Below are 26,516 nucleotides of genomic sequence, written 5' to 3'. Positions count from 1 at the left end.
GGTCACCTAGCTTCGATGTTACGCCAAAGCGGCGAGTAAGTAAACCGCGGGGTTAAAGATCCAACACCTGCTCCACCGTCGCCCGCGGGCCTAGCACTTCGAACGCGTCCAGGATCTCCGCCTCGTGCAGGGTGCCGACGGGCAGGAGCGAACGGTCCACCACCAGGACCAGGTGGTACCGGCGGGCGGAGAGCCGCTCCAGCACCTCGCCGATCCGGGTCCCCTCCACCACCACGAGGGTACCGCCGGGGATGATCCGCTGGCGGGCCATCCGCCGGCGCTTCTGCAGGAACTGCTGGTACGAGCGCAGCACGGCCTCCTCCCCTTCCGCCATCGCCCCCAGGGCCAGGAACAGGCCGCCGGCCAGCGGGGTCAGGAACACCTGGCCGGCGGCGGCCAGCACGCCCAGCGCCGCGGCCAGCATGGCCGCGCCTGAGAGCAGCCCGAGGCGGGCCATCCACACCGTGGTCGTCCGGTATCCCCAGCGCTGGGCCAGGAGCCCGCGCAGGGCGCGCCCGCCGTCCAGGGGCAGGGCGGGGATCAGGTTGAAGAACGCGAGGTTGGCGTTGACCTGAAAGAAGAAGCGCACCAGGGAGGGGTCGAAGAGCCGGTCGCCCATGAGGAAGCTGGCGAGGCCGGCCAGCAGGAACGACTGCACCGGCCCGGCCAGGGCCACGGAGACCTCCGACTGGGGATCGGCGTCGAGGGATGGGTCCAGCCGGGCCATGCCGCCGAAGGGCGTGAGGACCAGCGAATCGATGTCCACCCCCAGCAGCCAGGCCACCGTCAGGTGGGCCAGTTCATGGGCCGCCAGCGAGCCGAGCAGGATCAGGGCCTCCAGGTAGTATCCGCTCACGGCGGCGACGAGGAGCGCCAGCAGGAAGAGCCAGTGCACCTCCACCCGCACGCCGGCCACGTTGCCGATCCTCAGGGAGCGATTCCCCCCTCACGCTGTGCTCTCCCGCCCATCTCCACCCCTCCTCCCGGAGTGTATGGACGGGCTGCCGGCTTCATGCCCCGTGCGGACCGGCGCGGGGACTCGCCGCTGCCGGGCAGACAAAAACGAGGCCTCCTGCCGGAAGCCCCGTGAAGAACGCAAGTGCGGACGCTGTGTCGTACGCCTCCCTAGTTGTTGGCTGCGGCCAGGTGCAGCGTGGTCAGGTCCTCGATTGCTCCGCTACCACGGCGGAGGGCTCGATAACCCACTACCCGACCTCCCAACGCCGCCTTCAGGTAATCGCAGGCGACGGCCGGATCGACTGTATAGCCGCAGGTGTAGCAGTCGATCGCAGCAAAGCCCTCTTCAGGGTAGGTATGGATCGAGAGGTGAGACTCCGACAGGACCAGGACGCCAGTGACGCCCTGAGGGCTGAACTGGACGAAACTCTCACCGACCACCGTGGCTCCGCACTGGGCTGCGGCCTCGTACATGACCTCCTTCAAGAACCGGACGTCGTTCAGCTTCTCGAAGGCAACCTCGCGCAGATCCATGGTGATGTGGCGGCCATAGGTCGAGTAGGCCATGGTAGAACTCCCCCTTCGGCAATCATTTCTAGCCCTCTCAAGCTAGACGGGACCATCGTCACGCCAACGGGGGAAAAGTCGGGCACAGCCCCAACCCTTTAAGGCGTGCTAGGTTCCTATTCGGTTCCACAAGACTGTGTTGAGACGATCTCAACCTCCAGATCAACGTGGCCCAGCCTGTCTAGACCATGCAATAGCATGGATTGTACAGGGCAGACAGTGAATTGTCAAGGCCGTAACGCGCCACGCCGTCTTTTCTGAATCGTCGCCCCACCAGTTGGAGTGGCAACCTCTCACAATATATCGCGTTCCGCCCCCACCTGCAAGGGCTACGGAGACAAATTCCCGCGCCCTTTCCGCGAGCGCTGCACTTTGCCTGTATGAACGGCCTGGCTTGCGCCCAGACTAGTCGGGGAGGTGAACGCGATGGCCAGTCAGCAGATCCGCTGCACCGTCAGCAGCTGTTACTACTACGCCGCCGGGGATAACTGCGCCGCCGAGGAGATCATGGTGCGGGCCGATCCCGCCGCGCTGGGGAAGTCCGGCATGGAGGTGGGCGACATCGGCGGGGAGGCGCGTCAATCCAACCACACCCTGTGCGAGACCTTCATCCCCCACCAGCAGGGGCCGAAGCCGGGCATTCGCCGCATCGCCAAGTGACGCAGCCAGACGGGAGGGGAACTCATGGCACGCAGACGCTCCTTGCTCTCCGACGAGACGAAGATGCACTTTGCACGCCTGCAGGGCGCCGGCGACCGGGCCCAGCCCGGCGACTACGGTCAGCTTACCTCCAGAGAAGCAGGGAACATGGTCAAGTACGCGATCCAGGCCGCCCAGCAGGCGCTGGCCGGCCAGACTCCGGACCCGTCCCGCATCCAGTGAAGGAGGGGGGCCCAGCGCCCCCCTTCCTTTCTTTGTGGCCCCGGCCTCAGTGGAGGCCGCGCTCCTTCACCTGCCGGACGATCTCCTCGACGGTTTTGCCGGTCGCGTCGATCACCGGGAACAGGTTCCCGTCGGTGTCGTGGATGCCCATGAAGTTGTTGGACAGGCCGGTGACCACGGCCGCACCGACGCCCTCCATGCTCCCGGGGGTCAGGCGGGTGACCTGGTACCCCTCTGCGCGCAGGGCCTGCTTGACATTCTCCAGCCCGTCCTGCACCGCGATGCGCATCGACAACACCTCCGCACAGGTCTGGTCGTACGGGTCGGGAGGCCAGAACTTAGTCTGCGCGGGTCGTCGACTTCCATGCCCGCGGCGGGGCAGCAGGATCTGGCGGGCGTCCGGGCGACGCCTCAGCCGCTCAGCGGCCGCCGCGGCCGTGGGTTCCGCCCCGGTTCCGGCCCGCGTCGTCGCGCGGAGCCCCGGTCTTTGGATCATCCGGGCTGTCCATCGCCACCAGCGACGGGACCCCGTGATCCGGACCGGCGAACTGCTGCGCGCGGCCCGGATCGCCGTCGGTTTTCGCTGCCCGGCGCTTCTCCTTCGTCATGGTCCGATTCCTCCTTTGTGCGGGCAGACGGCCCGCAGTGCTAGTCTGCCCCACCGGGGAGGAATCGACGCCTGCTCGGCTTACTGATCGGTGGGCCGGGCGCCGAGAGTCGCCTTCACCTTCAGCTCCTGGCCGTCGCGGGCGACGGTCAGCTCGACCTGATCGCCCACCTTGCGCTGCTGGATGCGCTTCACCAGGTCGTCGGCGTTCGTCACCTTCTCGCCGTCCAGGGCGACGATGACGTCGGCGCTGATGAGCCGGTTGGCGCGGTCGTACTGCGGCGAGCGCAGCCCCGCCTCCTCCGCCGCCGAGCCGGGCACCACCTGGGTGACCACGGCGCCCTCGGCCGTGCGCAGGCCCAGCACACGGGCGTACCACTGGTCCACGTCCTCCAGGTACACGCCCAGATACGGGCGCTGGACCGTCTGGCCGGCCATCAGCGTCGGGAGGATCTCCTTGGCGGTGTTGATCGGCACCGCAAAGCCGAGGCCGACGTTGCCCGACCACTGGGACGGCGCCTCAATGGCCGTGTTCACGCCGATGACCTCGCCGCGGCTGTTGAGCAGCGGCCCGCCCGAGTTGCCTGGATTGATGGCCGCGTCCGTCTGGATCGCGCCGGGGATCGAGGTCGTCGGCTCCACGATCTCCCGCCCGATGGCGGAGACGATCCCGGCGGTCACGGTGAAGGCGTGGCCGTACGGGTTGCCGATGGCGATGGCCAGCTCCCCCACCTGCACCCGGTCGGAATCCCCCAGCGTCGCGGCGACCAGCTGCCTGTCGCCGGGATCCACCTTCAGCACCGCCAGGTCGCTGGTGCTGTCCTTGCCCACGACCCGGGCCGTCATGGTCTCGCCGTCGATGAACTGCACGGTAATGCGCTGGGCGCCGTCGACCACGTGGTAGTTAGTCAGGATGTAGCCCGCCGGATCCACCACGAAGCCGGACCCCGTACCGGAGCTCCGGTAGAACCCCCTGTAGCTCTCCACGTACACCGACACCACGGCCGGCGCGACCCGGTTGTAGATCTCGGGGATGACGCTCGCCCCGACCTCAGCCACCGTCTGGGCCACCGGCTGCAGGGCGCCCGAACCGCCCGGGGCCGCGGGCTGCTGGTAGTTCGCCGGCTGCGAGGCGAGGTGCTCCTTCAGCAGGTAGTACGTGGACCCGCTGCCGACCGCGGCGGACAGCACCACCAGGGCCACCGCGCCTGCGGCGAGCCGCCAGCCGCGGCCCCAGCCGCCCTTCTTCTCCTTGGGCCGCGGCTCAAAGCGCGGCGGATCATACAGCACGGGCGGGGAAGCGGTGACGGCCGGCGTCTCCGGAATCTCGGGCAGCTCCAGCTCGGGGCGGGACTCCGCCTGCTCCGCCGAAGCCCCCCCGGCGACCGGCTCGACGGGCGTCATCGGCTCCTCCGCCCTGGCCGGCTGCTCCGACGCGGCGGTCCGGTCCTGGTCGACCGGCTCTTCCGGGTTCCCTTCCGGTCTGCGACCGAACGGATCATTGAACTTATCATCGTACATGGGTGGCGTCCTCCTTATGCACCCCGAATTTCACGATCCTTGCTGATACCAGCATAGGACGCCCGGCTGAAACACAACTGAACGTTCACTTAAGGAAACCTAAGAATTCGTTCCGCCCGCGGCCGGCCGGTAGACGGGCAGCCACAGGCTGAACGTCGACCCCTCGCCGACCTTGCTCTCCGCGGTGAGCCGGCCCCCGTGCAGGCCCGCCACCCACGACGCGATGGCCAGCCCCAGCCCGCTGCCGCCCCGGGAACGGGCCGGGTCCCCGCGGAAGAACCGGTCGAAGACCCGGGGCAGGTCCTCCGGCGGAATGCCGGGGCCGGTGTCGATCACCTGCAGGACGACGCCCTCGCCCTGCCGGCCGGCCCGCACGGTCACCGACCCGCTGGGGGTGTACTTGAACGCGTTGTCCAGGAGAATGAGCAGGGCGCGGCGCAGCCACTCGGCGTGGCCCAGCACCATGATTCGGTCCAGCGCCGGCGGAAGCTCGACCACGAAGTCGACCTGATGCGGCAGGGCCCCGGCCCGGCGGCAGACGTCGCGCACCAGCGGGCCCAGGGCCAGCGGCTCGAGCTCCGGCGTCTGGCCGGCATCGGCCCGGGCCATCGCCAGAAGCTCCTCCAGCAGCTCCGACATGCGGGCGGCCTCCGCCTTCATGTCGGCGAGGGCCTCAGGGTCCAGTGTGCCGGCCCGCTCCAGGTAGTCGATGTTGCCCCGGATGATGGTGAGCGGCGTGCGCAGCTCGTGGGAGGCGTCGGCAACGAAACGCTTCTGGGCATCCACCGCCGTCGCCAGGCGCGCGTAGAGCTCCTGCAACTGGTCCAGCATCCCGTTGAACGTGTGGACGAGGCGGCCCACCTCGTCCTGGGGCCCCTGGTACGGCACCCGCAGGCTGAGGTCCGCAGACTGCCCGACAGACTCCGCCGCGCTGGCCACCCGCTGCACCGGGGCGATCGCCCGGCCCGCCAGCCACCAGGCCGCGGCGCCCGTGAGGAGGGCGAAGCCGGCGATCCCGGCGCCGAGGATGGGCCGGAGGGTCGTAAGCACCCGCTCCAACAGTTGCAAGGGTTGCGCCACCTGCACCCAGAACACCGGCTCGCCGTTGACGTAGACGGGCAGGGTGTAGAGCCGGTAGGGCTCCCCGTTGACGTCCCGCTCGGTGGTGTAGGTGGCCCGGCCGGCCATCGCCTCCGCGGGCACGGGGAAGGTGCCGAAGTCGGTGGACTGCGCGATGACCAGCTCGTCGGTGCGCACCAGGATGAAGGTCGACCGGTCGGCGAGGCCTTTCAGCGACGGGATACGCCAGTACCGCTGCATGCTCTCGGCCACCCGCCAGGCCACGGAGTACAGGGAGGCATCCACCTCCCGGATGTAGTTCCACCGCAGCACGCCGTACATCAGGAAGCTGAACAGCAGCAGGGCAACCACGAGCTGCCCCGTGTAGAACAGGGCGAGCCGCAGGCGAAGCGACACTTGTGGCTCACTCCTTCAGAACGTACCCGACGCCCCGCACCGTCTGGATCAGCCGCGGCTCCCCTCCGGCTTCGAGCTTGTTGCGGAGGTAGGCCACGTAGACCTCCAGCACATTGGATTCGCCGGAGTAGTCGTAGCCCCACACCTTCTCCATCAGGGTGTCGCGGGTGAGCACCTGGCGCGGGTGCGAGAGAAAGAGGTGAAGCAGTTCGTATTCCTTGGCCGTGAGCGAGATCTGCCGGTCGCCGCGGTAGGCCTCGCGCGTGGCGGTGTCCAGCCGCAGGTCCGCGTACTGCAGCACCCGGTGCCCGTCTTCCCCCTGGGCGGGGGCGCCCCGGCGGCTCAGGGCCCGCAGCCGGGCCAGCAGTTCCTCCAGGGCGAACGGCTTGACCAGGTAGTCGTCGGCGCCCTGGTCGAGCCCCTTCACCCGGTCGCTGACAGCGTCCCGCGCCGTCAGCATCAGGATGGGAAAGGTCTCCCCGGCCGCCCGAATGCGACGGCACACCTCCAGCCCGTCGACGTCGGGCATCATGATGTCCAGCACCATGAGGTCAGGCGGGGAGGCCGTGACGCTGCGCAACGCCTCCGTGCCGCTGTTGGCGACGGCGACGTCGTATCCCTCCAGCGTCAGGCTCCTGCGCAGGAAGGCGGTGATCTTGGGATCGTCGTCCACAACCAGAACCCGGAGCGACATGCGGAATCACCCCTTTGCGCCCGTATCACCTTTAAGTATAGGAGACAAGCCCGCCGCTGCCAAAGGGAAAGGCGGGGCCGGAGGGATGCTCCCTCCGGCCCCGCTCCTGCGCTACTTGCGCCCGGCTTTTTCGATGCTGTGCATCCAGGAGAGCGCCGCCTCCAGGATGCCTTCCGACAGTGTCGGGTGGTAATGGGGCGTCAGCGCCACGTCCTCCATCTGGGCGCCCATCTCGATCGCGAGGGCGATCTCGCCGATCAGCTCCGACACCTCCGGGCCGACCATCTGCGCCCCCAGCAGGAGGCCGCTCTGCCGGTCGCCCACCAGCTTCACCATGCCGTCGGACTCGCCCATGGTGAGCGCCCGGCCCACGGCGGCGAAGTTGTACCGGGAAACGACGGGGTCGTAGCCCTTCTCCCGGGCCTGCGCCTCCGTAAGCCCCACGTAGGCGATCTCCGGGTCGGTGAAGATCACCGCGGGCACCGTCTGCCAGTCGGCCGCGGACGGCCGCCCGGCGATGGCCTCGGCAGCCACCCGGCCCTGGGCGCTGGCCTTGTGCGCCAGCATCACCGGCGAGCACACGTCGCCGATGGCGTAGATGTGCGGGACGTTGGTCCGCATCTGCTCGTCCACCGGGATGAAGCCCTTCTCGTCGACCCGGACGCCGGCCTTGTCCAGGTGCAGCCCCTCGGTGTAGGGCACCCGGCCGACGGAGACGAGCACCTTGTCCGCCTCGATCTCGTGGACCTTGCCCTCACCGTCCTGCACCTTCACCTTGCCGTTCTGCAGGCCGCCCGACGCCCGGGCGTTGAGCATGACCGTCACGCCGAGCCGCCTGAGCCGGCGCATCAGCACGTTCACCAGGTCAGGGTCGGTGCCGGGCAGGAGCTGGCCGGTCGCCTCGACAATCGTCACCTTCGACCCGAGCTTGGCGTAGGCGATGCCCAGTTCCACACCGATGTAGCCGCCGCCCACCACCACGAACCGGGGCGGGATCTCCCGGAACGCCAGGGCGCCCCGGGCGTCGACGACGTTCTCCCCGTCCAGGGGGAAGAAGGACGGGTTGACGGCCGTGGAGCCCGTCGCGATGATCGCGTGCTTGAAGGTGTACGCGGCCGTGCCACCGTCGTTCAGCTCCACCTCCAGGGAGTGGGGGTCGGTGAAGCGGGCCGTGCCCTTCACCACCTCCACCTGCCCCGCCTTCATCAGCGAGGCCACGCCCGAGGTGAGCCGCTTGATTACCTTGGTCTCCTTCCACTCCTGCGTCTTGGCGAAGTCGACCTCGACGCTGCCCTTGACCACCAGCCCCCGTTCGGCGGCGTTGTTGACCTTGTAGAGCAGGTCGCCAACGGAGATCAGGGCCTTGGACGGGATGCAGCCATGGTTCAGGCACGTCCCGCCCAGCTCCTCGCGTTCGATCAGAGTGACGTCCAGGCCCAGCTGCGACGCCCGCTGGGCGGCCACGTATCCCCCGGGCCCCGCACCGATGACCACCACATCGGTGCCGGTCTTGATGGAACCCATGACCACGGTTTACATCGCCTCCATCATGAGCAGGGTTGGATCGCTGAGCAGCTCCGCGAGGCGGTTCAGGAAGCGGGTGGCCATGCCGCCGTCGATCAGCCGGTGATCGAAGGAAAGCGCCAGGTGCGCCATCTGCCGGATGACGATCTCGCCGTCCCGCACCACCGGCCGCGGCTGGGTCTTCCCGATGCCGAGGATCGCCACCTCGGGGTAGTTGATCACCGGAGTGAAGAACAGGCCGCCGATGGAGCCCTGGTTGGAGATGGTGAACGTGGAGCCCCGCATCTCGTCCGGCGCCAGCTTCCCCTCCCGCCCGCGGGCGATCAGGTCGTTCATCTCCTGTGCGATGGCGAAAACCGGCTTCCGGTCGGCGTCCTTGATCACGGGCACCAGCAGGCCGGCGTCCGTGTCCAGCGCGAAGCCGATGTGGTAGCGCTTGTGCAGGACGATCTCCTGCGCCTCGTCGTCGATGGAGGCGTTGAGATACGGGAACTCCCGCAGGGCGGCGACGACCGCCTTGATGATGAACGGCATGAACGACAGCTTGATGCCCTTCCGCGCGGCCAGCTCCTTGGCCTGGGCGCGGAACGCCATCAGCTCCGTCATATCCACCTCTTCTACGGTCGTAACGTGCGGAGCCGTATATTTCGACTTCACCATCCGTTCGGCAATGACCTTCCGGATGCCCCGCAGCGGGATGCGCTCGTCGTCCGCCTCCGCAGGGGCAGCCGGGGCGGGGGTAGCCGGGGTGGGGGCAGCCGCTTCGGTGGGAGCCTGGGTCGGGGCCTGCGCAGGGGCAGGCGCGGTCCGCCGTGCGGCGAAGGCCCGGACATCGTCACTGGTCACGCGCCCCGCAGGGCCGGTGCCGGGCACCTGGTTGATGTCGACCCCCAGCTCCCGGGCCAGCCGTCGGGTGGCCGGGGTGGCCAGGGCGCGCCGCGGCCGGTCCGCAGGCCCGGCGCCAGCCGCCGGGGCCGGGGCGGGAGCGGGCGGCGCGGCCGGGGCGGGAGCGGGCTGCGCGGCCGGTGCCGGCACGTCCAGCGACGCCTGCGGCTGCGCCCCGGCCGGCGCGGCTGCGGCCACGCCGGAGGCGACCTCACCGGCCGTCGGCAGCGCGCCCGGCGAACCGTCATCGAAGATGACGACGACGCTGTGGACCTTCAGAATGTCGCCCGGCTGGCCCAGCAGCTTGACCACCCGGCCGTTGACCGGGGAGGTGATCTCCACTGTAGCCTTGTCGGTCTGCACCTCCATGATCGGCTGGTCCTCGGTGACGGTGTCGCCCTCCTTCACCAGCCAGCGCAGGAGTTCCGCTTCGTGCAGCCCCTCGCCCACGTCGGGCAGCTTGAATTCGTATGCCATGGTTCCGCCTATGCTCCTCTCCGTGCTAGTAGGTCCTGACGGCCTGCATGGCCTCGAGGACCCGTCCGGCGTCGGGGATGTACAGGTCTTCGCTCAGCAGGTAGGGCATCGGCACGTCGAAGCCGGTCACCCGGGCCACGGGCGCTTCCAGGTACTCCAGCGCGTGGTCGTTGATCAGGGCCACCAGCTCGCTGTGGAACCCGCCCGTCCGCGGGGCCTCGCTCACCACCACGGCCCGGCCGGTCTTCTTCACCGAGCCGATGATCGTGTCCAGGTCCAGCGGGTTCAGCGACCGCAGGTCGATGACCTCCGCCTGCCAGCCGTACTGGGAGGCCGCCTGCTCGGCCGCCTCGAGGGCGGTGTGCACGTGCACGCCGTAGGTCAGCACCGTCATGTCGGTCCCCTCCCGCACGACGGCGGCCTGGCCAAGCGGCACGGTGTAGTATCCCTCCGGCACCTCGGCCCGGAACGCCCGGTAGAGCCGCTTGGGCTCCATGTAAAGCACCGGGTCGGGGTCCGCGATGGCCGCGAGCAGGAGCCCCTTGGCGTCGTACGGGTTCGACGGGGCCACCATCTTCAGCCCCGGGATGTTGAGGTACCAGTTCTCAATGGACTCCGAGTGGTGCTCCAGCGCCTTGATCCCGCCCCACGAGGGGATACGGATGACCATCGGGCAGGTGAAGCGGCCCCGGCTGCGGTGGCGGATCCGGGACAGGTGGTTGGCCACCTGCTCGTGCGCGGGCGCCAGAAAGCCGTCGAACTGCACTTCCGCCACCGGCTTCAGGCCGTTCACCGCCATGCCGATGGCGGCGCCGATGTAACCGGACTCCGCCAGCGGGCAGTCGATGACCCGCTCGGGTCCGAACTCCTGGATCAGGCCGTCGGTGGCCCGGAAGACGCCGCCGTTGATGCCGATGTCCTCCCCGAGCAGGACGATCGTGCTGTCCTGCCGCATCGCGACGCGCAGCGCGTCGTTGATCGCCTGAATCAAGGTCAGCTTAGCCACGGGCCCCGCCCTCCTTCTTCGCCAGGTAAGCCTTCAGGTATTCCTTCTGCCGCACGAGGTTCGGCGTCGGCTCCGCGTACAGGTAATCGAACAGGTCGTCGACCGACGGGCGCGGCATGGCCTCCGCCTCGGCGACCGCCGCCGCCACCTGCTCCCGGGCCGCCGTCCACAGCGCCTCGTCGTCGCTGTCCGACCACTGCCCCTGGGAGACCAGGTACAGCCGCAGCCGCTCGATGGGATCCCGGGCCTGCCACTCCTCCAGCTCCTCCTGGGAACGGTAGCGCTTGGGATCGTCGGAGGTGGTGTGCGGCCCGTAGCGGAAGGTGACGGACTCGACCAGGGTCGGGCCGCCGCCCGAGCGCGCCCGCTCGATGGCCTCGTGCATCACCGCCAGCACCGCCAGCACGTCCTGCCCGTCCACCCGGACCCCGGCGATGTCGTAACCCAGGGCCCGCTGGGCGATGGTGGGCGTCTTGAACTGGCGGCTGTTGGGCGTGGAGATCGCGTACCGGTTGTTCTGGATGAAGAAGATCACCGGGACGTTGAAGACGGCGGCGAAGTTCAGCGCCTCGTGGAAGTCGCCGGGCGAGGTGCCGCCGTCGCCGGCGTAGCCGACGGCCACGGTGTCCTCCCCCTTGATCCTCCCGGCCCATGCAGCGCCCACCGCGTGCAGCAGCTGGGTGGCGATGGGGATCGAGATGGGGAACGCATTGACGCCCTGCGGCGCGTGGCTGCCCTGTTCGTCGCCCATGAAGTAGCGCAGGATGTTGACCAGCGGCACGCCCATCACGTGCATGGCCCCGTGGTCGCGGTAGGTGGGGAAGATCCAGTCCCGGTCAGGCCGGAGCAGGTACGCCGACCCCACCTGGCTGGCCTCCTGCCCGCTGAACGGGGCGAAGGTGCCCATGCGGCCCTGCCGCTGCAGGTTGAGGCACCGCTGGTCGAACACCCGCAGGTAGACCATCTTGCGGTACACGTCCTTCAGCTGATCCACGCTCAGGAACGCAGGCACGGGCTCCAGGAGCGTGCCGTCCGCCTGCAGGATCCGCCGTACGGGAAAGAGCTGATCTCCCCGGGGCAGAGCGGTCTGTAACTCCACGAAAACGACCTCCTTGTGCCGTGGTGCATCTCATGTATCTTGCCGCCCTGAAAGCGGTTCATACCGCCGAAAACCTACATTTCACCGGCATTTTGTTGACAGGGCGACTGTACATTTCTATAATGTTTGTTTCCTATCTGGCCCTAATCGATACGGGTAACGGAAAAAATGCATCGACATGGTTCGACTCTGATTGACAAGTGGATCAATCTTCGCGATGATAATTGCAACGGGTGATAAATTTCTATGTAACTGGCTGTCATACAGGAGGTGGGATACCGTGGAACAGGACAGGCGTATTTTCGAAATGCAGGCCCGCCTCTGCCAGGTACTTGCTAGCCCGAAACGGCTGGAGATCCTTTATACACTGAAGGACCAAGAGATGACAGCAGGCGAACTGGCCAAAGCCGTCGATGTTACCATGCCCAACCTGTCGCAGCATCTTTCCCTGATGAAGCAGCACGGCCTGGTGGAGTCCCGCAAGGAAGGGCTCAACATGTACTACCGGGTCGCCTCGCACCAGATCCTCGAGACCCTGGCCTCGGTGCGCAAGGTTCTGGTCGAGCAGCTGGCCAAGCAGTCCAAGCTTCTGGAACAGGTGCAGTAGCGCCGTCCGGGTGTGCGGAGACCGGGTGCCCCTGCGGGCATCCGGTCTTCCCTATCTTCCCGCGGGCTGGCATAATGGGGGTTGTTGAGACCCACGCCGGAAGATGAGGGGGCCCGCCATGCAGCTTCTCGCCTTTGTGGATCCCGTGGCCATCCAGATCGGCCCGCTGTCGATCCGCTGGTACGGGATCATCATCGTGTCGGCCATCGCGCTGTCCATCTGGCTCGGCGGTCGCTTTGCCCGGGACCGGGGCCTGGACCCCGCGTTCGTGGACAGCTTCGCCATCATCCTGGTGCCGGCGGGCATCCTGGGTGCGCGCCTCTACGAGGTGTTCGTCCTGCAGTGGCCCTACTACAGCCAGCACCCGGACAAGATCCTGCAGATCTGGGAAGGCGGCCTTGCCATCCACGGGGCCGTGCTGGGCGGGGCGATCGCCGCCGCCATCTACCTGCCCATGCGGAAGCAGCCCTTCTGGCGGTGGGCCGACGTGGTCGGGCTCGTCCTGCCGCTGGCCCAGGCCATCGGGCGCTGGGGGAACTTCTTCAACCAGGAGGCGTACGGCGACCCCGCACCGGACTGGCTGGTTCGCCTCATGCCGGGCTGGCTGCGGGAGGGCATGACGATCAGCGGTACCGTCATGCACCCGACCTTCCTCTACGAGTCGGTCTGGAACCTGCTGACCTTCGGCATCCTCCTGGTGTGTCACCGGCGGCGCATGAAGACGGGGGTCGTCTTCAGCCTCTACCTGGTCCTGTACAACGCCGGCCGGTTCCTCATCGAGTCCATCCGGCAGGACTCCTCCTTCATCTTCGGCCGGATCCGCGTGGCCCAGCTGGTGGCCGCGGTGCTGGCCATCCTGGGGCTGGTCCTGCTGGCCTGGTTCCTGCGGCGTCCGGCTGAATCCGGGGATTCCGCCGGCGTCTGACCGTTCGGACCGAGACGCAGGGCAAGGCGCCCCGGGAGCACGTCTTCCGGGGCGCCTGCGCGCCGCCCGCCGTCACGGCGATGCGATGAAGGCGATGAACTTGTCCACGACGCCGTCGAGGAAGGACAGAGTGGCTTCATCCACCAGCCGCCCCCCGGCAAACTTCTGCGGCGCGAGGCTGACGAGCACCTCGTTCCCGCCCGGCGGCAGCACCCGCGCCTGCAGCCCGGGGCTCGACAGGATCTCCCGCAGGTGAAGCTGCGCCCGCACGGTGCCCAGCATCCCCGGCGTGGCACCGGCGATCATCACCGGCTTGCCGATGAACACCTTGTCCACCCGGGACGCCCAGTCCAGGGCGTTCTTCAGCACGCCGGGGACGGACCAGTTGTATTCGGGAGTGACGATGATGACCCCGTCGGCCTCCCGGATCCGGCGCTTGAAGTCCGCCACCGCCGGCGGCGGGTCCTGCTCGGCGTCCTGATCGAAGTGGGGAAGTGTGCCGATGTCGAGGATCTCGGCCTCCATCCGGTCCCGATACCGCTCGCAGATCGTCCGGGCCAGCTGCATGTTGAAGGAATCGGCCCTCAGGCTGCCTACCAGGATCGCAACGCGCACGTACATCGCTCCTTCCCGGTCCGTATCCTTTCCGCCGGCCCGCCTCACGATGTAGCACCGGCCGCACGCCCGTCACGGGCGTGACACCGGCCACATTCATTGCGACCCCGTTTCCCACCCCAAAGATACGTGCATCGGATCATGCAGACCGAGCAGGGTCTTCCCCCAAGCGCGACGAATCTGACTCCCCAAACGGACCAGGGAGGAGCCCGTCTGCCGATGATCATCTCGCCTGCCGAGACCCAAGCGCTCGAACCTGCGGCGCTCGCGCTGCTGGAGATCTACCGGAAGGGAGAGCACACCGCGCTCCTCGCGGAAGTCGATCAGCAGTCCAAGTCCGGACCGCTTCCGCCGGACGTGCTGGGGCTGGCCGCGGCCAGCCTGCTCGCCCTGGAGCGTTACGACGAGGCGGTCAAGGCCGCCGGCCATGCCACCGCGCAGAGCCCGCACAAGGCGTGGCTCCACCATGTCCTCGGCCGGGCGGAGCTGGGCCGCGGCGACCGGGACAAGGCGCTGCAGGCGGCCCAGACTGCCTGCCGGCTGATGCCGGACTATCCTGACTACCTCGCGACGCTGGCCGCCTGCCAGCGGGAGAGCGGCGATCCGGCTGCGGCCGCCGCCACGGCCCGACGAGCCCTCGCGGCCGCACCCGACCACGCGGCCGCCCTGCTCGAGCTGGGCCTGGCGCTGGCGGCACTGGGAGACGAGGCGGGGGCCCTGGAGCGCCTCCGCGAGGCCCAGGCCGCCGAGCCGAAGGCTGCGGCGCCGTACCTGGCCGAGGCAGACCTGCACACGAAGGCGGGACGCACGGCGGAGGCCCGCCGCGCGCTGCAGCGGGCCCTCCGGGAGCTGCCGGACCTTGTCGAGGCGGAGGAGCGCCTGGCCGGCACCGTCGGCCGGAGCGCACTGCTCCACCGCACGCTGATCCACCTGATTCACCTGTCCCGCCTCACCGTGACCGGCTGGCTGATCGTCGCCTTCCTGTACTACCTGTTCTTCCGCCTGCTGGAGTTCCTGTGGAAGTACTTCGCCGTCCTGCTGCCGGTGGGTCGCGTGCTCCTGGCCTTCACCGCCCTGTGGCTCCTGGGAGGCGCCGTAGCCGGCCGGCTGCTGCGGGGCACGCTCCGGCGGATCTAGCCCGTCATCCAGGAGCGGATGCCGACCAGGGCGACGAACAACGCCACCGCCGCGTGCACCAGAGGCCGGTTCCGGTACTGCTGGCCGGCCGGGGTCCCGGGGAGCAGCACGAACTGCAGCACGGCCCCGACCCCGACCAGGGCGCCGTAGAGGACATGCTGCCAGTAGGGAATGCGGCCCTGGATGAGGAAGAACATCCCGATGGAGACCTGCACCAGCCCGATGGCCGCGGAGGCCGGCAACAGCCGGTAGTACCCGGCGGGCAGGACACGCCGCTGCCGGTGGGCGAGCAGCGCCCAGATGAGCAGCACGAGGTTCACGGTCGCCAGGGCGATCACGAAGAACTGCTTGACCTGAAGCCAGAACATAGACCCGCTCGAGCCCCCTTCCGCATCGGAAGGTTCTGCAAGAGCGGGTTTGATTCCTGTCTGAAACAGCCTAGCGCGCGGCCGCTTCCGCTGCGGCGGTGAGCTCCGCCTCCACCTGCGCCGCCAGGTCGTCCATGCGCGCGTCGCCCATGAGCCCCATCAGCGCCGCGGGCCGGGTGACCCCGATGGTCGTCTGTCCGCCGACCCGCTTCACGACGATCTTGCAGGGCAGGAAGTACGCCACCGCCGGATTGGTCTCCAACGCCTTCTTGGCCTTCGGCGCGCTGCACACCTCCAGGATGCGCACCTCGTGGCCCAGGTCAAACCCCTTGGACTCCAGCGTCTGGTTGACGTTCAGTTCCCACAGGACGCTGAACTTCCTTTCGGAGAGTGCCTCCCGGACCGCGGCGACGGCCTCTTCCACGCCCTTGCCTGTCGGGATCTCGTACGCGAACTCCACAAGAACACCCCCATGGATCATGATCTCAGGCGCACGCCTCCATAATACCCCACGGGGTACAGTATGATCAAGATCGACCTTCCAGGCTCCTGCTGGCACTTTTCGGACAACGATACCCGGGCCGCTGTCCTTTTCGGCCCGTTCTCGCTACGATGAAGTGGAATGGCAGCGGCGGAAGCAGGAGGGAGTCGCGATGGCTGTCGTACTGGTCGCGGGCGGGACCGGCTTCATCGGCTCGTACATCGTGCGCCGCCTGACGCAGGACGGGCACCGGGTGATCGTCATGTCCCGGGACCCCGGGAAAGCGCGCGGGCGAGTCCCGGACGGGGTGGAGGTGCGCGCGGGAGACGTCACCGACGGGGCGACGCTGGGCCCCGCCCTGGCCGGCGCGGAGATCGTGGTCTGCGCGGTGCAGTTTCCCAACCACCCGGTGGAGAACCCCCGCCGGGGGCACACCTACATCCGCGTGGACGGCGAGGGGACCGTGCGCCTGGTCGGGGCGGCCCGCAAAGCCGGCGTTAGCCGGTTCGTGTACATCTCCGGGGCCGGGACCCGGGAGGGGCAGACCAAGCCGTGGTTCCGCGCCAAGCTCATGGCGGAGAAGGCGATCCGGGAGAGCGGCATCCCCTACACCATCTTCCGCCCCTCGTGGGTCTACGGCCCGGAGGACCGCAGCCTGAACAAGTTCGCCACGTTCGCCCGGCTCCTGCCCTTCGTGCCCGTCATCGGGAGCGGCCGGACCCGTGTGCAGCCGCTCTACGTCGAGGACCTGGCGGACGCCGTCGCCGCCAGCCTCCGCACCGGTGCGGCGCTGAACCGGACCTACGACATCGGCGGGCCGCAGGAGCTGACCATGGACGAGATCATCCGCACCATGCTGTGGGTCATGGGCAGGCGCCGGCCGCTCCTGCACAGCCCCGCCTGGCTGATGAAGGCGGCGGCCTGGCCGCTGCAGTTCCTGCCCACGCCGCCGCTCTCCCCCGGAGCCGTGGACTTCGTGCTGATGGAGGAGCCCGTGGACAACGGGCAGGTGCTGCAAGACCTGGGGCTCACGCTCACGCCGCTGGAGCGGGGGCTTTCGTACCTGCGCCCCGAACCGCGGTGAGGCGCAGCCGCTGATGAGCCGCCCCCTGCGGGGCGGCTGATCCGTTCAGGGATCGTCTCCGCCGGCCGCGTTCCTCTCCGCGTCCTTCCCGGCCGCCCTGCGGGCGGCCTCCTCGCGCTTCTTGGCCTCTTCCTCCTCCGCCCTGCGCCGTTCCACGGTGCTGCGGGCCCACTCCTCGATGGATTCCCGGGAGCCGTCGACGCAGGGGTCGTCCGGGCCGCAGCGCTCCGGCAGCCGCTCCAGCCCCTTCCGCGCCCGCTGCATCTCCCGCGGCTGAGGCCGGTTGCCCATCCACTGCTCCAGGAACTCCCGGGCTTCGGGATCGCGCGCGAGGTGCTCCCGGGCGACGATTTCCAGCAGCGAGAGCACGTCCGCCGCCTCGTCGACGCAGTTGATCAGCCGGTAGTACTTCTGCGGCTCGTCCGTGACGTTGATGACCGCGTCGATGGTCTTGACCAGCGTCTCGGGGTCGGCGTCCCACCACCGGTGCACCCAGGCATCCGGCCGGTACCAGGCGGCGGCGCAGCTCTCGGCCCGCAGCGTGACCCGGTTCGGGTGATCGCTGCCGAGGAGCGTCCCCAGCAGCGGGGTCAGGAGCGGCACCTCCGCCTCCACCGGGATGTGCACGTACATGAAGGGCGAGAGGAAGTTGCCCGCGGGCAGAACCCGGGCGTCGCCCGCCCGCACCTCGACCTGCGCGCCCATCCGGTCCCGGTTCAGCTCCACCAGCCGCTCCAGCTTGGGCTCGACCCGTGTGTGAACACCGCCCGGCTTCAGGTTGCTCAGGTGGAGAGCGTTGATCAGGAAGCCGTTGACGGGGAAGTAACCAACGAACTCGGTGGGGATGGGAATGTGGAACTCCCGGGTCTCCAGCACCGCGCCGATGGCCAGCGCGTCCGCCGTGCCCTGCAGCTTCGCCCGCCAGTAGGCCAGCGTGGTGAAGTCGATCACGATGAGGGTCAGGGGGACCAGCACCAGGCTGACCACCAGCGCGACGTAGACGGACGCGTAGCCGGCCTCGCAGCGCCTACCGCTGGCCGAACGTCCGCTCACCCTGGATCACCGCCTTCGCCGTGAGCACCACCTCGCCGGAGCCGTCGGTCCGGCAGGGCAGCGCCGCCACTTCCTCCACCGCCGCGCCCGCGAGGTAGTCCACCGCCTGCCGCACCCGGAACGGGTCGCCTCCGGCGAGGTTGTCGGCCACCCGCCGGTACCACACCGCCTGCTCAGCCAGCATCACCGCGGCATCAGCGTGGTCCTCCGCCTCTGCCGCCAGCCCCTCCAGCCGCTCCAGCCAGCGGCTGATCTGCCCCCGCAGGGCCTGCACGGGCGACAGCCAGCCGCCTCCGTCGGTCGGTGCAGTTACGCCGGAACCGGCGCCGGGGGCGCCATACGTTCCGATGCGCGGCACCCGGCCCGCCGGGGCCGCGCACGCGCCGGCCACGACGAAGGGCGGGTCAACGGGCAGGTGGAAGCTGAACAGCCGCACGTCGGCCAGCACCAGGCCGGAACCGGATGCGCGCAGGCTGTCGCGGATGTCTTTGTAGTAGCCGGTCCAGGCGGCGTCGGCCGCCCGCTCGCGCGCCGTCCCGGCTACCAGGGCCTGCATCCACGTCTTGTGGTGGAGCCACAGCAGGACGGAGATCCCGCCCACCGTGAGCAGCAGCACCAGGGGCAGCGTGATCGCCGTCTCCACGGCGATCGACCCCCTCACCCCCGCGAGAACTTTCCTCATCGGCGCCCGCCTCCCTCCGGCTCAAACACGGTCTGGAGAAGGTAGGCCGCACGGGCGGTCACGATCAGCGACCGACCGTCGCCTGCCGGCGGTTCGCACAGCTTCCGGGCCGCCTGCTCCAAGCCCTCGGGCCCCTGCAGGTCCGCGCCGTCCAGGGGGGTGAAGTCGGCCGGCGGCCCCTCGATCACCTGCCGCCACAGGTCGGCCGCCCACCGGGCCTGCCCGGTCAGTTGCTCCCCGCGCGCGGCAAGCGCCTCGGCCCTGCGCAGTAGCGCCTCCCACTCCTCCGCCTCGCTCCGGATCTCCCTCCAGGACCCGGCTGCCGCCTCCGCCGTCCGAACGCCTGCGGGCAGCCCCCCAGGCAGGGCCAGCGGCAGCCGGTAGCACATGGCCACCACCACCGCCTGGTCGGACCTGCTGGGCCCCGGGGCGGCCTGCGTCCGCATGATGAGGGCGTGCACGGCCCACCGCGGCAGGCCGAAGCTCTCGGCAAAACCTCCGTCGTACCGGTAGGCGCGTTCCGGCTCTTTCAGCCGGTCATGGAGGCTCACCGCGGCGGCAAACTCCCGGGCCGCCCGGTTGGCCGCCATCGCCAGGGCCATCTTGGCAAAGGTCATGTACCCCGCGACCCAGCCTCCGATCACCAGCAGCACCAGCGCCGGGAGGACCAGCGCGATCTCCACGGCCGCGCCCCCTCGCTGATCAACCGGCCGTCGCCGCAAGGCCATCACCCCCAAACGCTTCAGCGTGTAACCACATCGATATGATCCGTTGAACCATTGCGCCTCCTGGTCCGTGATTAGAGGCAGGAGGTGACTGGAATGAATTCCCGGACGCGCTATCTCCTGGCAGCTCTATGCGCCGCCGCGGCTGGCCTGCTCACCTTCCTCTACCTCGGGGGGATCGGGGTCGCTGCCGGGTCCGGCACCGAAATCGTCTGGGTCGCCCGCCGGGAGATCTTGCCGGGAACGCAGCTGAAGGAGGAGATGCTCCAGCGGGTCGAGGTGGACGGTCCCACCAGGCAGCTCCTGGCCAGGGAGGCGCTGCCCCGTACCGCCTCCGACACCCCTGACGGGTGGTACGCCACCCGCGCCATCCGTCCGGGCGAGCCGCTCATCCCCGCCGGAAACGTGAGCCCCGTCCCGCCCTCCGCCGACGTCACGCCGCCCGAAGCGCTGCGGGTCGTCAGTCTGCGGACCGAGTGGGTCGGGCCGCCGGAGCTTCAACCCACCGAGGAGGTCGACCTGTACGTCGTCACCGGGGACGGCGAAGCCCTGCGCATCCTGACCGGCGCCCGGGTGGTGCAGGCGGAGTCCGACCGGGTGAGCGTGCTCGTCCCCGAGGAACAGGTGCCGCTGGTGATTGCCGCCGCCGACGGGGTGACGGTCAAGGTCGTGCGCCGCCTGGAGGGACTCCTGCGGTGACGCTCCGCGTAGCCCTGTGCGGCCTCCCCCCCGCCGCCGCCCGGCGCCTGGAGGGCTGGCTCGCGGCCCACCCGGCCCTGCAGCTTTCGGTGTCCTTCAGCGCACCCGACGTGGACAGCCTGCTCGACCGCCTGTCCGAATCGCCCGCCCACGCGGTCGTCCTCGACGCCGGCTTGGGTCTGGAGGGGCTCTCCTGCGCGCAGGAGCTGGCCGCGGCCGGATATGCCGTGCTCTGCCTCGCCGGCGGCCCCGCGTCTGCGCCCCTGCGCCGCCGGGCCGCGGACCTGGGCCTCACCCTCTGCCCGGACGCCGATCCCGCCCGCGCCGCCACCCTGCTGCGCCGGCTGCTCGGGCTGGGTGCGGGATCCGCACAGATCGGACATGTGATCGCCTTTCACTCGCCCCGGGGGGGCGCGGGCACGACCTCCCTGCTTCTGCACGCCGCCCGGTCGCTGCACGGCCGCGGGCAGACCGTGGCGGTCGTGGAGGTCAGCGGCGGGGGCGGCGCGGCCCCGCTCCTGGGCCTCCGGCCCGGCGGCGGGTGGGAAGAGCTGGTCGGGCTCCCACCCGAGGAGCTCTTGAGTGACCCCTGCGGGCCGGAGCGGGTCGCGGCGGCGCTGCGCGCGGTCGAACCCGGGCTCCACCTGCTCCCCAGCGCCGGCCCCGCGGTCATGGACGAGCTTCACCCCGACCTGGTGGAAGCGGTGTTGCGGCTCTTGGGCCCTTGCGGATGCACCTTTGCACTGGTGGACACGCCGGCGGAGATGACCCTTACGGCCGCGGCGGCGATCGCCGCGTCGGATGCGGTCTGCCTGATCGGCCTGCCGGACGCCGTCTCCGCCTACAGGTTCGTACAGGTCGAATCGCTGCTCGCCGGCCTGCAGGTTCCCCCGGAGCGCGTTCACCCGGTGCTCAACCGGTGGCGGGAACCCGCGCCGCCGTCCGTCGAGGAGGCCCTGGCGTTCCTGCCGTACAGGCCCGCCGTCCGGGTGCCCGAGGAGTCACGCCCCGCGGTGGACCCGTCCGGGCGGTTCTGCGGCTTCCGGCCGGGCGGCGGCGCGGCCCGGGCCCTGGAGCGGCTGGTCGATGCCCTTGTGCAGGAGGTGGCGGGCACATGAACGGCGGACTGCGACAGCTGATGGAGCGCCGCCAGGAGCGGGCCGGCGGCGGTGCGCCGGCCAAGCGGGCGCACGACCGGTTCCGTCCCGTGATCGAAGCCGTACGGGAACGGCTGCGGGGCGGCGGCGCGCCCCTGGGGGCGATGGTCGACCGGGAGGCGCGGGACTACCTCTGGTCCCTGCTCGAGGAGGTCCTGGCGGAGCGCTTTCCCTACCTCAACCCCACGCACGCCGAAAAGGCGGCCCTGGTCGACCGGCTTCAGTTCCAGATCTACGGCTTCGGCATTCTGGACCCGCTCCTGCAGGACGACAGTGTGAAGGAGATCATGGTCAACGGGCCGGACCGGGTCTTTGTGGAGCGGGACGGCCACCCGGAGCTGGCGGTGGCCGAGGACGGCCGTCCCCTGGCCTTTGAGAGCGAGGCGGATCTCCTGCACCTGATCGAGCGGATCGTCGCGCGGGTCAACCGCAAGGTGGACGAGGCCACGCCGATCGTGGACGCACGCCTGCCCGGCGGCGCCCGGGTGCACGTCGTCCTGCCCCCCGTGTCGCTGATCGGACCCGTGCTGACCATCCGCAAGTTCCCCAGCCGTCCCATGACCCTCGAGCAAATGGTGGAGCGCGGGACCCTGACGCCGCCAGCGGCGGAGTTCCTGGAGCGGTTGGTCCGGGCCCGGTGCAACCTCGTCGTCTCGGGGGGCACGTCCACCGGCAAGACCACCTTCCTCAACGCCCTGTCCATGAAGATTCCGCCGCATGAGCGGGTGATCTCCATCGAGGACTCCGCCGAGCTGCAGCTCACGGGACTACCTAACCTGGTCAGCCTGGAGGCCCGGCCGCCCAACGTCGAAGGCAGGGGAGCGCTGTCCATCCGGGACCTGGTGCGGGCCTCGCTGCGGATGCGCCCCGACCGGATCATCGTGGGCGAGTGTCGCGGCGGGGAGGCCCTGGATATGCTGCAAGCCATGAACACGGGCCACGACGGATCGTTGACCACCGTGCACGCCAACTCCGCCCGGGACGCGCTGGCCCGGATCGAGACCATGGCGCTCATGTCAGGGGTCGAGCTGCCCCTTTCGGCCATCCGCCAGCAGGTGGCAGCCGCCGTGGACTTCATCCTGCATCTGGAACGACTGGCCGACGGCTCGCGCAAGCTCCTGCAGATCGTGGAGGTGGTCGGAGTGCACGGCGGGGAGGTCATCGTCGAGCCCGTGTTCCGGTACGACCTGGAGGCCGGGGAACTGCTGCCCGCGGGACGGCAGGTCGCCCGTCGGGAGAAGTTCCGGATGGCCGGCATCCCGCTGCCGGAGGGGTTGTGATGCGGCTGCTGATCGGACTGCTGTCGGCCGGTGCGGTCTTCCTGGCCCTCATGCCCGCTGGCCCGCGTCCGGAGGGAGTCACACTCCCCGGCTTCCTCCGGCCGGGTCCGGCCGACCGGGCGTTGCGACTCGTGCCCGTGGCGGCGTTCGCCCTGGTCCTGCTGCTCACGGGCTCCTGGTTGACGGCGCTCATCAGCCTGCCGGCCGGCGTCCTGCTCCTCGCCACTGTCCGGGACACGCTGGCCCGCCGGGAGGCACAAGCCCTGCGGGACCAGCTGCAGGAAGCCCTGCTGTCGCTGGCCACATCCCTGAAGGCAGGCCAGTCGCTCCCCCGCGCGCTGCAGCGGTGCGCCGTTGAACTGTCCCGGCTGCACCCCGGGGGCGGTGGGCTGATCCGGGAGATCGAACTCACCGCCCGGGAGGTCGAACTTGGCACGCCGGTGGACGAGGCGCTGCTGGACCTGCGGGCGCGCGTGCCCCTGGAAGAGCTGGCCGCCCTGGTCGACGCCCTGGTGACCACCCGGCGCCGGGGCGGCAACATCGTCGAGGTGATGGGCAACGTGGCCCAGATGGTCGCCGACCGGCTCGCCGTGGAGCGGGAGATCCAGGTGCTCACCGCCCAGAAGCGCACCGAGGCGGCGATCCTCGCCATGATCCCCCTGGGCATCTACCTCGTGGTGCGCGTCACCAACCCCGCCTACCTGGCGGTGTTCCACGCGACCCTGTGGGGGCAGGCCGCCCTGGGGCTGATCCTGCTGGCGGTGGCCGGAGGGTATTGGATGGCCCAGCGCATCGCCAGCATCGACATGTAAATGCGGGAGGGATGCGGCCGTGCCGCTCGTCATCGCGCTGTTCCTGTCCGGCGCCGTCTTCCTGCTGCTCCTGCCGCGGGGACGGCAGGGCGGCGGGGAGGCGCCCTGGCCAGGCCCGCGGTGGCCAGCCGTCCGGCGACTGGCCAGCCGGTTGGCCGGGATCCTGGCCTCGGGCCGACTGGCGCGGGAGCTGGCGGTCTCGGGCCTGGAGCTCACCCTGGAGGAGCTGGCGCTGCGCAAGATTCGGCTGGCTGGGCTCGCCCTGGCCTGCGCCCTGCTGCTCGCCCTGCTGGGCCGGCCCGGGCTGGCGACCTTGGGCTTCGCCGGGGCGGTCTGGGCCTTCCAGGCGCCGGACCTGGAGGTGACCCGCGCCGCGGCGGCCCGGCGCCGGGCGGTGCAGCGGGACCTGCCCTACTTTCTCTTCACCCTGGCGGTGCTGGCGGAATCCGGGATGCAGCTCCTGCCGGCCCTGGACCATTACGCCCGCAACGCCGCAGCGCCGCTGGGACGGGAGGTGCGGTCCGCGCTGGCCGAAATCCGGATGGGACAACCGCCCGGCATGGCCCTCCTGGAGATGGCGCAGCGGCTGGACGTGCGCGACCTCACCCGCGCCGTGGGCGCCCTGGTCCAGACCATGGAGAAAGGCACGGAAGGGCTGGCCGCTGCGCTGCGGGCCCAGGCCGCCGAGGCGTGGGACCGGCGCCGGCGGCTGGCGCAGGAGGCCGGAGCTCAGGCCAGCGTCAAGCTGCTCGTGCCCCTCGTGCTGTTCGTCCTGCCGGCCGTTCTGGCCATGGCCGCCGGTCCGGCGATCTACGCCTTCCTCACCCAGCTGGGTCCGTGAGCCAAGCCCCCTGATGCGCAGGGGGCCCGGCCCGCTCTACTTTCTACTTCTTGTTGACCGTGTTGTTGAGCTGCGTGGTCACCTTGTTGAAGGTCTTGTCCAGGGTCTTGTTCAGGCCGGTCAGGGTCGTGATCAGCACGACTGCGATCAGCGCGATGATCAGCCCGTACTCGGTCATGCCCTGCCCTTCCTGACGGACCACCAGACGACGGAACCCCTTGGCAATCCTGCTCACCGCTGACCCATCCTTTCATCTGTGTTTTTCTCATGGGATTTATGAAACCAGGCAAGGCGAAGCCACGCGCACACCGCCGATCCACGTGTACTGGCCCGCCCACTCCCGCCGGACCAGCTCCGCCGCCGTCGCCCCCCCGGGGGTGACCACCGTGAGCGTGTCCACCCCGACCAGCGGGAGCAACAGGGCGTCCATTTCGAGGACTGCGGTGACGGCGACCCGCAACTGCCTGGGCCTCAGCGGCGTGTCGGTGGCGACCTCCACCGCCACCGGGCCGACCGTGCGGGCCAGGCCGCCCCACCTGGCGTTCATCTGGAAAGCCTCGACAGCGGCCGCCCGCACCTCTCCCCATCCGGCGCGGGGCTCGATCCAGCACTCGGCCGCATGGTACTGCCGGGCGCACCGGACGTTGTAGCCGACGCACTGCTCGGCCCAGATGCGGTGGGCATCCGGCCACACCTCGGCCTCGGGCCCCTGGATGACCGCCGGGCTGATCTCCACCCAGTTGTCGACCAGCCAGCACTCCACGGCCGGCTCGCCGCCGGGCACCGGCGGGGGAACGGTCTCACAGACCGTGACCGGCCGGTTCTCCTCCCGGCGGAACCAGGCCTCCACCACATAACGGGCCTGCCGGACGCCCGCCAGGGCCGCGGCCTCCTCCGCGGTCCGCAGCTGCTCCCGCAGGACGAAGACGCGGCCGACATCCAGCGCGAACCCGATGGCCAGCACCGCAACGGCCCAGATGAAGACGAAGAGCGCCCCCGTCGACCCGCGTTGCTCTGTCCGGAACCGGTTCACTTCAGGCTCCCCCCCTGCTCGATCACGAACGTCGCCGCCGCCGTGATCGGCACGGTGTCGCCTCCGGCCTCGCCGGATCCCCCGAGCAGGGCGCTGAGCAGGGGCAGGTACGAGGGCTGGTGGTAGGTCACCTGGACAGTCACCGTCCCGCCCTGGACCCGCACCTGGACGTCGCGCGCCGGGTCGAACAGGACGAGGTCGCCGTCCGACCGCCGGAGGTACATGTTCTGGTCGGCGGCCTGCCGGGCGACCGCCTCCCGGCTGCCCTGCACCCGGAGCAGGCTGGCCGCGCGGGCCCCCGCCCGTGCAGCGCCCGACACGACCATCCAGCTATGGGTAAACATCCCGAACACCGGAATGCAGAGGACCAGGTACAGCAGAATCGGCGCGAGGAGCGCGAACTCCACCATCTGACTCCCGCGCTGACTGCGCAGCAGGCGGCGCAGCGCCAACGCTCATCCCCCCGCAAAGTGCCGGAGCAGCCGCAGCACGGCCGGCCCCAGGATGATCACAATGGTGGGCATCAGGATCAGGGCGACCATGGGCACCCGCATGCGCACCGAGGCCTCGTGCGCCTTCTGCTGCGCCTGCTGTTGCTTGCGCTCCCGCATGGTCCGAAGGGTGAACCGGAGCTGCTCCGCGATGGAGACGCCCCAACGGTGGCTCTGCTGCAGTGCTGAAACCACTTCCTTGAGCTCCGGTGACTCGTGCCGCTCGGTCAGATCCCGCCACGCCCGCTGGGCGGGCTTGCCCGCGGCCATCTCGTGCACGGCGCGCAGCATCTCGCCGGCCAGCAGGCCCGGGCTTTCCGCGGCCACGCGCCGGACCGCCTCCGTGAGGCCCAGGCCGGCCTCCAGGCAGGTGGCCAGCAGGTGGACAAACCGGGGCAGCTCCCGCCTGAGAATCCGGGTGCGTTCGCTCACGCGGCGGCGGAGCCACGCCCGGGGGAGCCAGAGGCCGAGCAGGAAGCCCAGGGCCGCCGCGGTCCAGCCGTGGAGCCCCAGGAGCGGAAGGGCCAGGGAGAAAGCCAGCACCAGCTGGAGGAAGTAGAACTCCTCCGCGCCGATGCCCGCGGGACGCCCCGCCCAGAGCAGCAGCTGGCGCAGTTCGTCCATCGACCCGACCCCCGGCACCAGCGGGAGCCGGGGCAGGATCCGCGCCTTCAGCCAGCCCTGCAGCCGCCTGTCGGCGCCGGGGGCCGCCGCGCCGCTGCCCGCCCGCTCGACCATCGCCCGCAGTCTCCGACGCCGGGCGGTGGCCAGGTCGTACAGTCCGAGGCCGAAGAGCAGCACGGCCAGAAACGACCAGGTCGCCGCCATCGC

32 protein-coding genes are annotated in these 26,516 nt (G+C 69.8%); 11 read left to right on the top strand and 21 right to left on the bottom strand.

What is annotated here, in order from left to right; translation table 11 throughout:
- Positions 1-52: 52 nt before the first annotated feature.
- Both STH_RS16750 and speD read right to left on the bottom strand, forming a co-directional pair.
- Complete coding sequence (locus tag STH_RS16750) at positions 53-916, bottom strand: M50 family metallopeptidase (protein ID WP_011194556.1); 864 nt, start codon at positions 914-916, stop codon at positions 53-55.
- Positions 917-1,125: 209 nt separating this feature from the next.
- Complete coding sequence (gene speD, locus STH_RS02205; RefSeq protein WP_011194555.1) at positions 1,126-1,524, bottom strand: adenosylmethionine decarboxylase; 399 nt, start codon at positions 1,522-1,524, stop codon at positions 1,126-1,128.
- 426 nt (positions 1,525-1,950) lie between these two features.
- Between speD and STH_RS02200 the strand changes: the two genes are divergently transcribed.
- Together STH_RS02200 and STH_RS02195 are read left to right on the top strand one after the other, a co-directional pair.
- A complete protein-coding gene (locus STH_RS02200) occupies positions 1,951-2,184 on the top strand; it encodes a DUF1540 domain-containing protein (protein WP_011194554.1) in 234 nt (77 codons plus the stop codon).
- 24 nt (positions 2,185-2,208) lie between these two features.
- A complete protein-coding gene (locus tag STH_RS02195) occupies positions 2,209-2,406 on the top strand; it encodes a hypothetical protein (protein WP_011194553.1) in 198 nt (65 codons plus the stop codon).
- Positions 2,407-2,452: 46 nt separating this feature from the next.
- On the opposite strand, the gene STH_RS18635 is transcribed toward STH_RS02195, so the two are convergent.
- The 9 genes from STH_RS18635 to pdhA form a co-directional block, all read right to left on the bottom strand.
- Complete coding sequence (locus tag STH_RS18635; RefSeq protein ID WP_043713082.1) at positions 2,453-2,695, bottom strand: YkuS family protein; 243 nt, start codon at positions 2,693-2,695, stop codon at positions 2,453-2,455.
- A 130-nt stretch (positions 2,696-2,825) separates the two neighbouring features.
- Positions 2,826-3,014 (bottom strand): hypothetical protein, encoded by a 189-nt coding sequence (locus STH_RS18230; protein WP_043713078.1) that lies wholly within the window; start codon positions 3,012-3,014, stop codon positions 2,826-2,828.
- 80 nt (positions 3,015-3,094) lie between these two features.
- A complete protein-coding gene (locus STH_RS02180; protein WP_011194551.1) occupies positions 3,095-4,534 on the bottom strand; it encodes a S1C family serine protease in 1,440 nt (479 codons plus the stop codon).
- 99 nt (positions 4,535-4,633) lie between these two features.
- Positions 4,634-6,010 carry a sensor histidine kinase gene (locus tag STH_RS02175; RefSeq protein WP_011194550.1) on the bottom strand — a complete coding sequence of 459 codons (1,377 nt, stop codon included), beginning with the start codon at positions 6,008-6,010 and terminating at the stop codon, positions 4,634-4,636.
- A gap of 7 nt (positions 6,011-6,017) precedes the next feature.
- Positions 6,018-6,704, bottom strand: coding sequence for a response regulator transcription factor (locus STH_RS02170; protein ID WP_011194549.1), 687 nt, complete (start codon positions 6,702-6,704; stop codon positions 6,018-6,020).
- 111 nt (positions 6,705-6,815) lie between these two features.
- Positions 6,816-8,228, bottom strand: coding sequence for a dihydrolipoyl dehydrogenase (lpdA, locus tag STH_RS02165; RefSeq protein ID WP_011194548.1), 1,413 nt, complete (start codon positions 8,226-8,228; stop codon positions 6,816-6,818).
- Between the two features lie 9 nt (positions 8,229-8,237).
- Positions 8,238-9,590, bottom strand: coding sequence for a dihydrolipoamide acetyltransferase family protein (locus STH_RS02160; RefSeq protein ID WP_011194547.1), 1,353 nt, complete (start codon positions 9,588-9,590; stop codon positions 8,238-8,240).
- 25 nt (positions 9,591-9,615) lie between these two features.
- Positions 9,616-10,596 (bottom strand): alpha-ketoacid dehydrogenase subunit beta, encoded by a 981-nt coding sequence (locus tag STH_RS02155; protein WP_011194546.1) that lies wholly within the window; start codon positions 10,594-10,596, stop codon positions 9,616-9,618.
- Positions 10,589-11,695 carry a pyruvate dehydrogenase (acetyl-transferring) E1 component subunit alpha gene (pdhA, locus tag STH_RS02150; RefSeq protein ID WP_011194545.1) on the bottom strand — a complete coding sequence of 369 codons (1,107 nt, stop codon included), beginning with the start codon at positions 11,693-11,695 and terminating at the stop codon, positions 10,589-10,591. The genes STH_RS02155 and pdhA overlap by 8 nt, the downstream gene beginning before the upstream one ends.
- Positions 11,696-11,975: 280 nt before the next feature.
- Here pdhA and STH_RS02145 point away from each other — a divergent pair, with 280 nt between their 5' ends.
- Both STH_RS02145 and lgt read left to right on the top strand, forming a co-directional pair.
- Positions 11,976-12,302 (top strand): ArsR/SmtB family transcription factor, encoded by a 327-nt coding sequence (locus STH_RS02145; RefSeq protein ID WP_242654566.1) that lies wholly within the window; start codon positions 11,976-11,978, stop codon positions 12,300-12,302.
- A 118-nt stretch (positions 12,303-12,420) separates the two neighbouring features.
- Complete coding sequence (lgt, locus tag STH_RS02140; protein WP_011194543.1) at positions 12,421-13,227, top strand: prolipoprotein diacylglyceryl transferase; 807 nt, start codon at positions 12,421-12,423, stop codon at positions 13,225-13,227.
- A 72-nt stretch (positions 13,228-13,299) separates the two neighbouring features.
- On the opposite strand, the gene STH_RS02135 is transcribed toward lgt, so the two are convergent.
- Positions 13,300-13,848 carry an NADPH-dependent FMN reductase gene (locus STH_RS02135; protein ID WP_011194542.1) on the bottom strand — a complete coding sequence of 183 codons (549 nt, stop codon included), beginning with the start codon at positions 13,846-13,848 and terminating at the stop codon, positions 13,300-13,302.
- A 213-nt stretch (positions 13,849-14,061) separates the two neighbouring features.
- On the opposite strand from STH_RS02135, the gene STH_RS02130 reads away from it, so the two are divergent.
- Positions 14,062-14,979, top strand: coding sequence for a tetratricopeptide repeat protein (locus STH_RS02130; RefSeq protein WP_011194541.1), 918 nt, complete (start codon positions 14,062-14,064; stop codon positions 14,977-14,979).
- Here the strand turns inward: STH_RS02130 and STH_RS02125 are convergent.
- Both STH_RS02125 and STH_RS02120 read right to left on the bottom strand, forming a co-directional pair.
- Positions 14,976-15,347 carry a hypothetical protein gene (locus STH_RS02125; RefSeq protein WP_011194540.1) on the bottom strand — a complete coding sequence of 124 codons (372 nt, stop codon included), beginning with the start codon at positions 15,345-15,347 and terminating at the stop codon, positions 14,976-14,978. The genes STH_RS02130 and STH_RS02125 overlap by 4 nt on opposite strands.
- A gap of 70 nt (positions 15,348-15,417) precedes the next feature.
- Positions 15,418-15,807, bottom strand: coding sequence for a DUF302 domain-containing protein (locus STH_RS02120; RefSeq protein WP_011194539.1), 390 nt, complete (start codon positions 15,805-15,807; stop codon positions 15,418-15,420).
- A gap of 193 nt (positions 15,808-16,000) precedes the next feature.
- Here STH_RS02120 and STH_RS02115 point away from each other — a divergent pair, with 193 nt between their 5' ends.
- On the top strand, positions 16,001-16,912 hold the full coding sequence (locus STH_RS02115; protein ID WP_011194538.1) for a complex I NDUFA9 subunit family protein: 912 nt from the start codon (positions 16,001-16,003) through the stop codon (positions 16,910-16,912).
- Positions 16,913-16,957: 45 nt separating this feature from the next.
- On the opposite strand, the gene STH_RS02110 is transcribed toward STH_RS02115, so the two are convergent.
- Genes STH_RS02110 through STH_RS19610 form a run of 3 tightly spaced genes read right to left on the bottom strand, consistent with a single transcriptional unit; the run spans position 16,958 to position 19,330 of the window.
- Positions 16,958-17,965 carry a hypothetical protein gene (locus STH_RS02110; RefSeq protein ID WP_011194537.1) on the bottom strand — a complete coding sequence of 336 codons (1,008 nt, stop codon included), beginning with the start codon at positions 17,963-17,965 and terminating at the stop codon, positions 16,958-16,960.
- On the bottom strand, positions 17,940-18,647 hold the full coding sequence (locus STH_RS02105; RefSeq protein ID WP_011194536.1) for a TadE/TadG family type IV pilus assembly protein: 708 nt from the start codon (positions 18,645-18,647) through the stop codon (positions 17,940-17,942). Before STH_RS02105 ends, STH_RS02110 begins: the two co-directional genes overlap by 26 nt.
- A complete protein-coding gene (locus STH_RS19610) occupies positions 18,644-19,330 on the bottom strand; it encodes a TadE/TadG family type IV pilus assembly protein (RefSeq protein WP_011194535.1) in 687 nt (228 codons plus the stop codon). The genes STH_RS02105 and STH_RS19610 overlap by 4 nt, the downstream gene beginning before the upstream one ends.
- Positions 19,331-19,468: 138 nt before the next feature.
- Here STH_RS19610 and STH_RS02095 point away from each other — a divergent pair, with 138 nt between their 5' ends.
- Genes STH_RS02095 through STH_RS02075 form a run of 5 tightly spaced genes read left to right on the top strand, consistent with a single transcriptional unit; the run spans position 19,469 to position 24,161 of the window.
- Positions 19,469-20,071, top strand: a complete 603-nt coding sequence (locus STH_RS02095) for an SAF domain-containing protein (RefSeq protein WP_043713066.1) — start codon at positions 19,469-19,471, stop codon at positions 20,069-20,071.
- Positions 20,068-21,189: a septum site-determining protein gene (locus STH_RS02090; protein ID WP_011194533.1), complete on the top strand. Its 1,122-nt coding sequence runs from the start codon at positions 20,068-20,070 to the stop codon at positions 21,187-21,189. The genes STH_RS02095 and STH_RS02090 overlap by 4 nt, the downstream gene beginning before the upstream one ends.
- Positions 21,186-22,508 (top strand): CpaF family protein, encoded by a 1,323-nt coding sequence (locus STH_RS02085; protein ID WP_242654565.1) that lies wholly within the window; start codon positions 21,186-21,188, stop codon positions 22,506-22,508. Before STH_RS02090 ends, STH_RS02085 begins: the two co-directional genes overlap by 4 nt.
- Entirely contained in the window at positions 22,508-23,320 is an 813-nt protein-coding gene (locus STH_RS02080) for a type II secretion system F family protein (RefSeq protein WP_011194531.1), read from the top strand. Before STH_RS02085 ends, STH_RS02080 begins: the two co-directional genes overlap by 1 nt.
- Positions 23,321-23,339: 19 nt before the next feature.
- The gene (locus tag STH_RS02075) at positions 23,340-24,161 is read left to right on the top strand and encodes a type II secretion system F family protein (protein ID WP_011194530.1); all 822 of its coding nucleotides are present in this window, start codon (positions 23,340-23,342) and stop codon (positions 24,159-24,161) included.
- 43 nt (positions 24,162-24,204) lie between these two features.
- Here the strand turns inward: STH_RS02075 and STH_RS02070 are convergent, their stop codons facing one another.
- From STH_RS02070 to STH_RS16745, 4 genes are read right to left on the bottom strand one after another with little or no spacing between them, the layout of a single operon-like run.
- Entirely contained in the window at positions 24,205-24,396 is a 192-nt protein-coding gene (locus STH_RS02070; protein ID WP_011194529.1) for a Flp family type IVb pilin, read from the bottom strand.
- Between the two features lie 39 nt (positions 24,397-24,435).
- Positions 24,436-25,194 (bottom strand): pilus assembly protein TadG-related protein, encoded by a 759-nt coding sequence (locus STH_RS02065; protein WP_011194528.1) that lies wholly within the window; start codon positions 25,192-25,194, stop codon positions 24,436-24,438.
- Entirely contained in the window at positions 25,191-25,646 is a 456-nt protein-coding gene (locus STH_RS19605) for a TadE/TadG family type IV pilus assembly protein (RefSeq protein WP_043713064.1), read from the bottom strand. The genes STH_RS02065 and STH_RS19605 overlap by 4 nt, the downstream gene beginning before the upstream one ends.
- A 3-nt stretch (positions 25,647-25,649) precedes the next feature.
- Positions 25,650-26,513, bottom strand: a complete 864-nt coding sequence (locus tag STH_RS16745; protein WP_050742055.1) for a type II secretion system F family protein — start codon at positions 26,511-26,513, stop codon at positions 25,650-25,652.
- Between the last annotated feature and the right edge of the window lie 3 nt (positions 26,514-26,516).

This window comes from Symbiobacterium thermophilum IAM 14863, from assembly GCF_000009905.1.
In the GTDB taxonomy this organism is placed as follows: Bacteria; Bacillota; Sulfobacillia; order Symbiobacteriales; family Symbiobacteriaceae; genus Symbiobacterium; species Symbiobacterium thermophilum.
Note: the sequence above shows the minus strand (reverse complement) of the source record. Positions and strands in the feature narration are given on the sequence as shown.

Bases quoted from the DNA above. Each gene is read 5' to 3' on its own strand.
- STH_RS18230 (WP_043713078.1), bottom strand. From the start codon at position 3,014: ATGACGAAGGAGAAGCGCCGGGCAGCGAAAACCGACGGCGATCCGGGC.
- STH_RS02160 (WP_011194547.1), bottom strand. From the start codon at position 9,590: ATGGCATACGAATTCAAGCTGCCCGACGTGGGCGAGGGGCTGCACGAA.
- STH_RS18635 (WP_043713082.1), bottom strand. From the start codon at position 2,695: ATGCGCATCGCGGTGCAGGACGGGCTGGAGAATGTCAAGCAGGCCCTG.
- speD (WP_011194555.1), bottom strand. From the start codon at position 1,524: ATGGCCTACTCGACCTATGGCCGCCACATCACCATGGATCTGCGCGAG.
- STH_RS02080 (WP_011194531.1), top strand. From the start codon at position 22,508: ATGCGGCTGCTGATCGGACTGCTGTCGGCCGGTGCGGTCTTCCTGGCC.
- STH_RS02195 (WP_011194553.1), top strand. From the start codon at position 2,209: ATGGCACGCAGACGCTCCTTGCTCTCCGACGAGACGAAGATGCACTTT.
- STH_RS02105 (WP_011194536.1), bottom strand. From the start codon at position 18,647: ATGAGGAAAGTTCTCGCGGGGGTGAGGGGGTCGATCGCCGTGGAGACG.
- STH_RS02180 (WP_011194551.1), bottom strand. From the start codon at position 4,534: ATGTACGATGATAAGTTCAATGATCCGTTCGGTCGCAGACCGGAAGGG.
- STH_RS02170 (WP_011194549.1), bottom strand. From the start codon at position 6,704: ATGTCGCTCCGGGTTCTGGTTGTGGACGACGATCCCAAGATCACCGCC.
- STH_RS02135 (WP_011194542.1), bottom strand. From the start codon at position 13,848: ATGTACGTGCGCGTTGCGATCCTGGTAGGCAGCCTGAGGGCCGATTCC.
- lpdA (WP_011194548.1), bottom strand. From the start codon at position 8,228: ATGGGTTCCATCAAGACCGGCACCGATGTGGTGGTCATCGGTGCGGGG.
- STH_RS02115 (WP_011194538.1), top strand. From the start codon at position 16,001: ATGGCTGTCGTACTGGTCGCGGGCGGGACCGGCTTCATCGGCTCGTAC.
- STH_RS02125 (WP_011194540.1), bottom strand. From the start codon at position 15,347: ATGTTCTGGCTTCAGGTCAAGCAGTTCTTCGTGATCGCCCTGGCGACC.
- lgt (WP_011194543.1), top strand. From the start codon at position 12,421: ATGCAGCTTCTCGCCTTTGTGGATCCCGTGGCCATCCAGATCGGCCCG.
- STH_RS16745 (WP_050742055.1), bottom strand. From the start codon at position 26,513: ATGGCGGCGACCTGGTCGTTTCTGGCCGTGCTGCTCTTCGGCCTCGGA.
- STH_RS02200 (WP_011194554.1), top strand. From the start codon at position 1,951: ATGGCCAGTCAGCAGATCCGCTGCACCGTCAGCAGCTGTTACTACTAC.
- STH_RS02085 (WP_242654565.1), top strand. From the start codon at position 21,186: ATGAACGGCGGACTGCGACAGCTGATGGAGCGCCGCCAGGAGCGGGCC.
- STH_RS02130 (WP_011194541.1), top strand. From the start codon at position 14,062: ATGATCATCTCGCCTGCCGAGACCCAAGCGCTCGAACCTGCGGCGCTC.
- STH_RS02095 (WP_043713066.1), top strand. From the start codon at position 19,469: ATGAATTCCCGGACGCGCTATCTCCTGGCAGCTCTATGCGCCGCCGCG.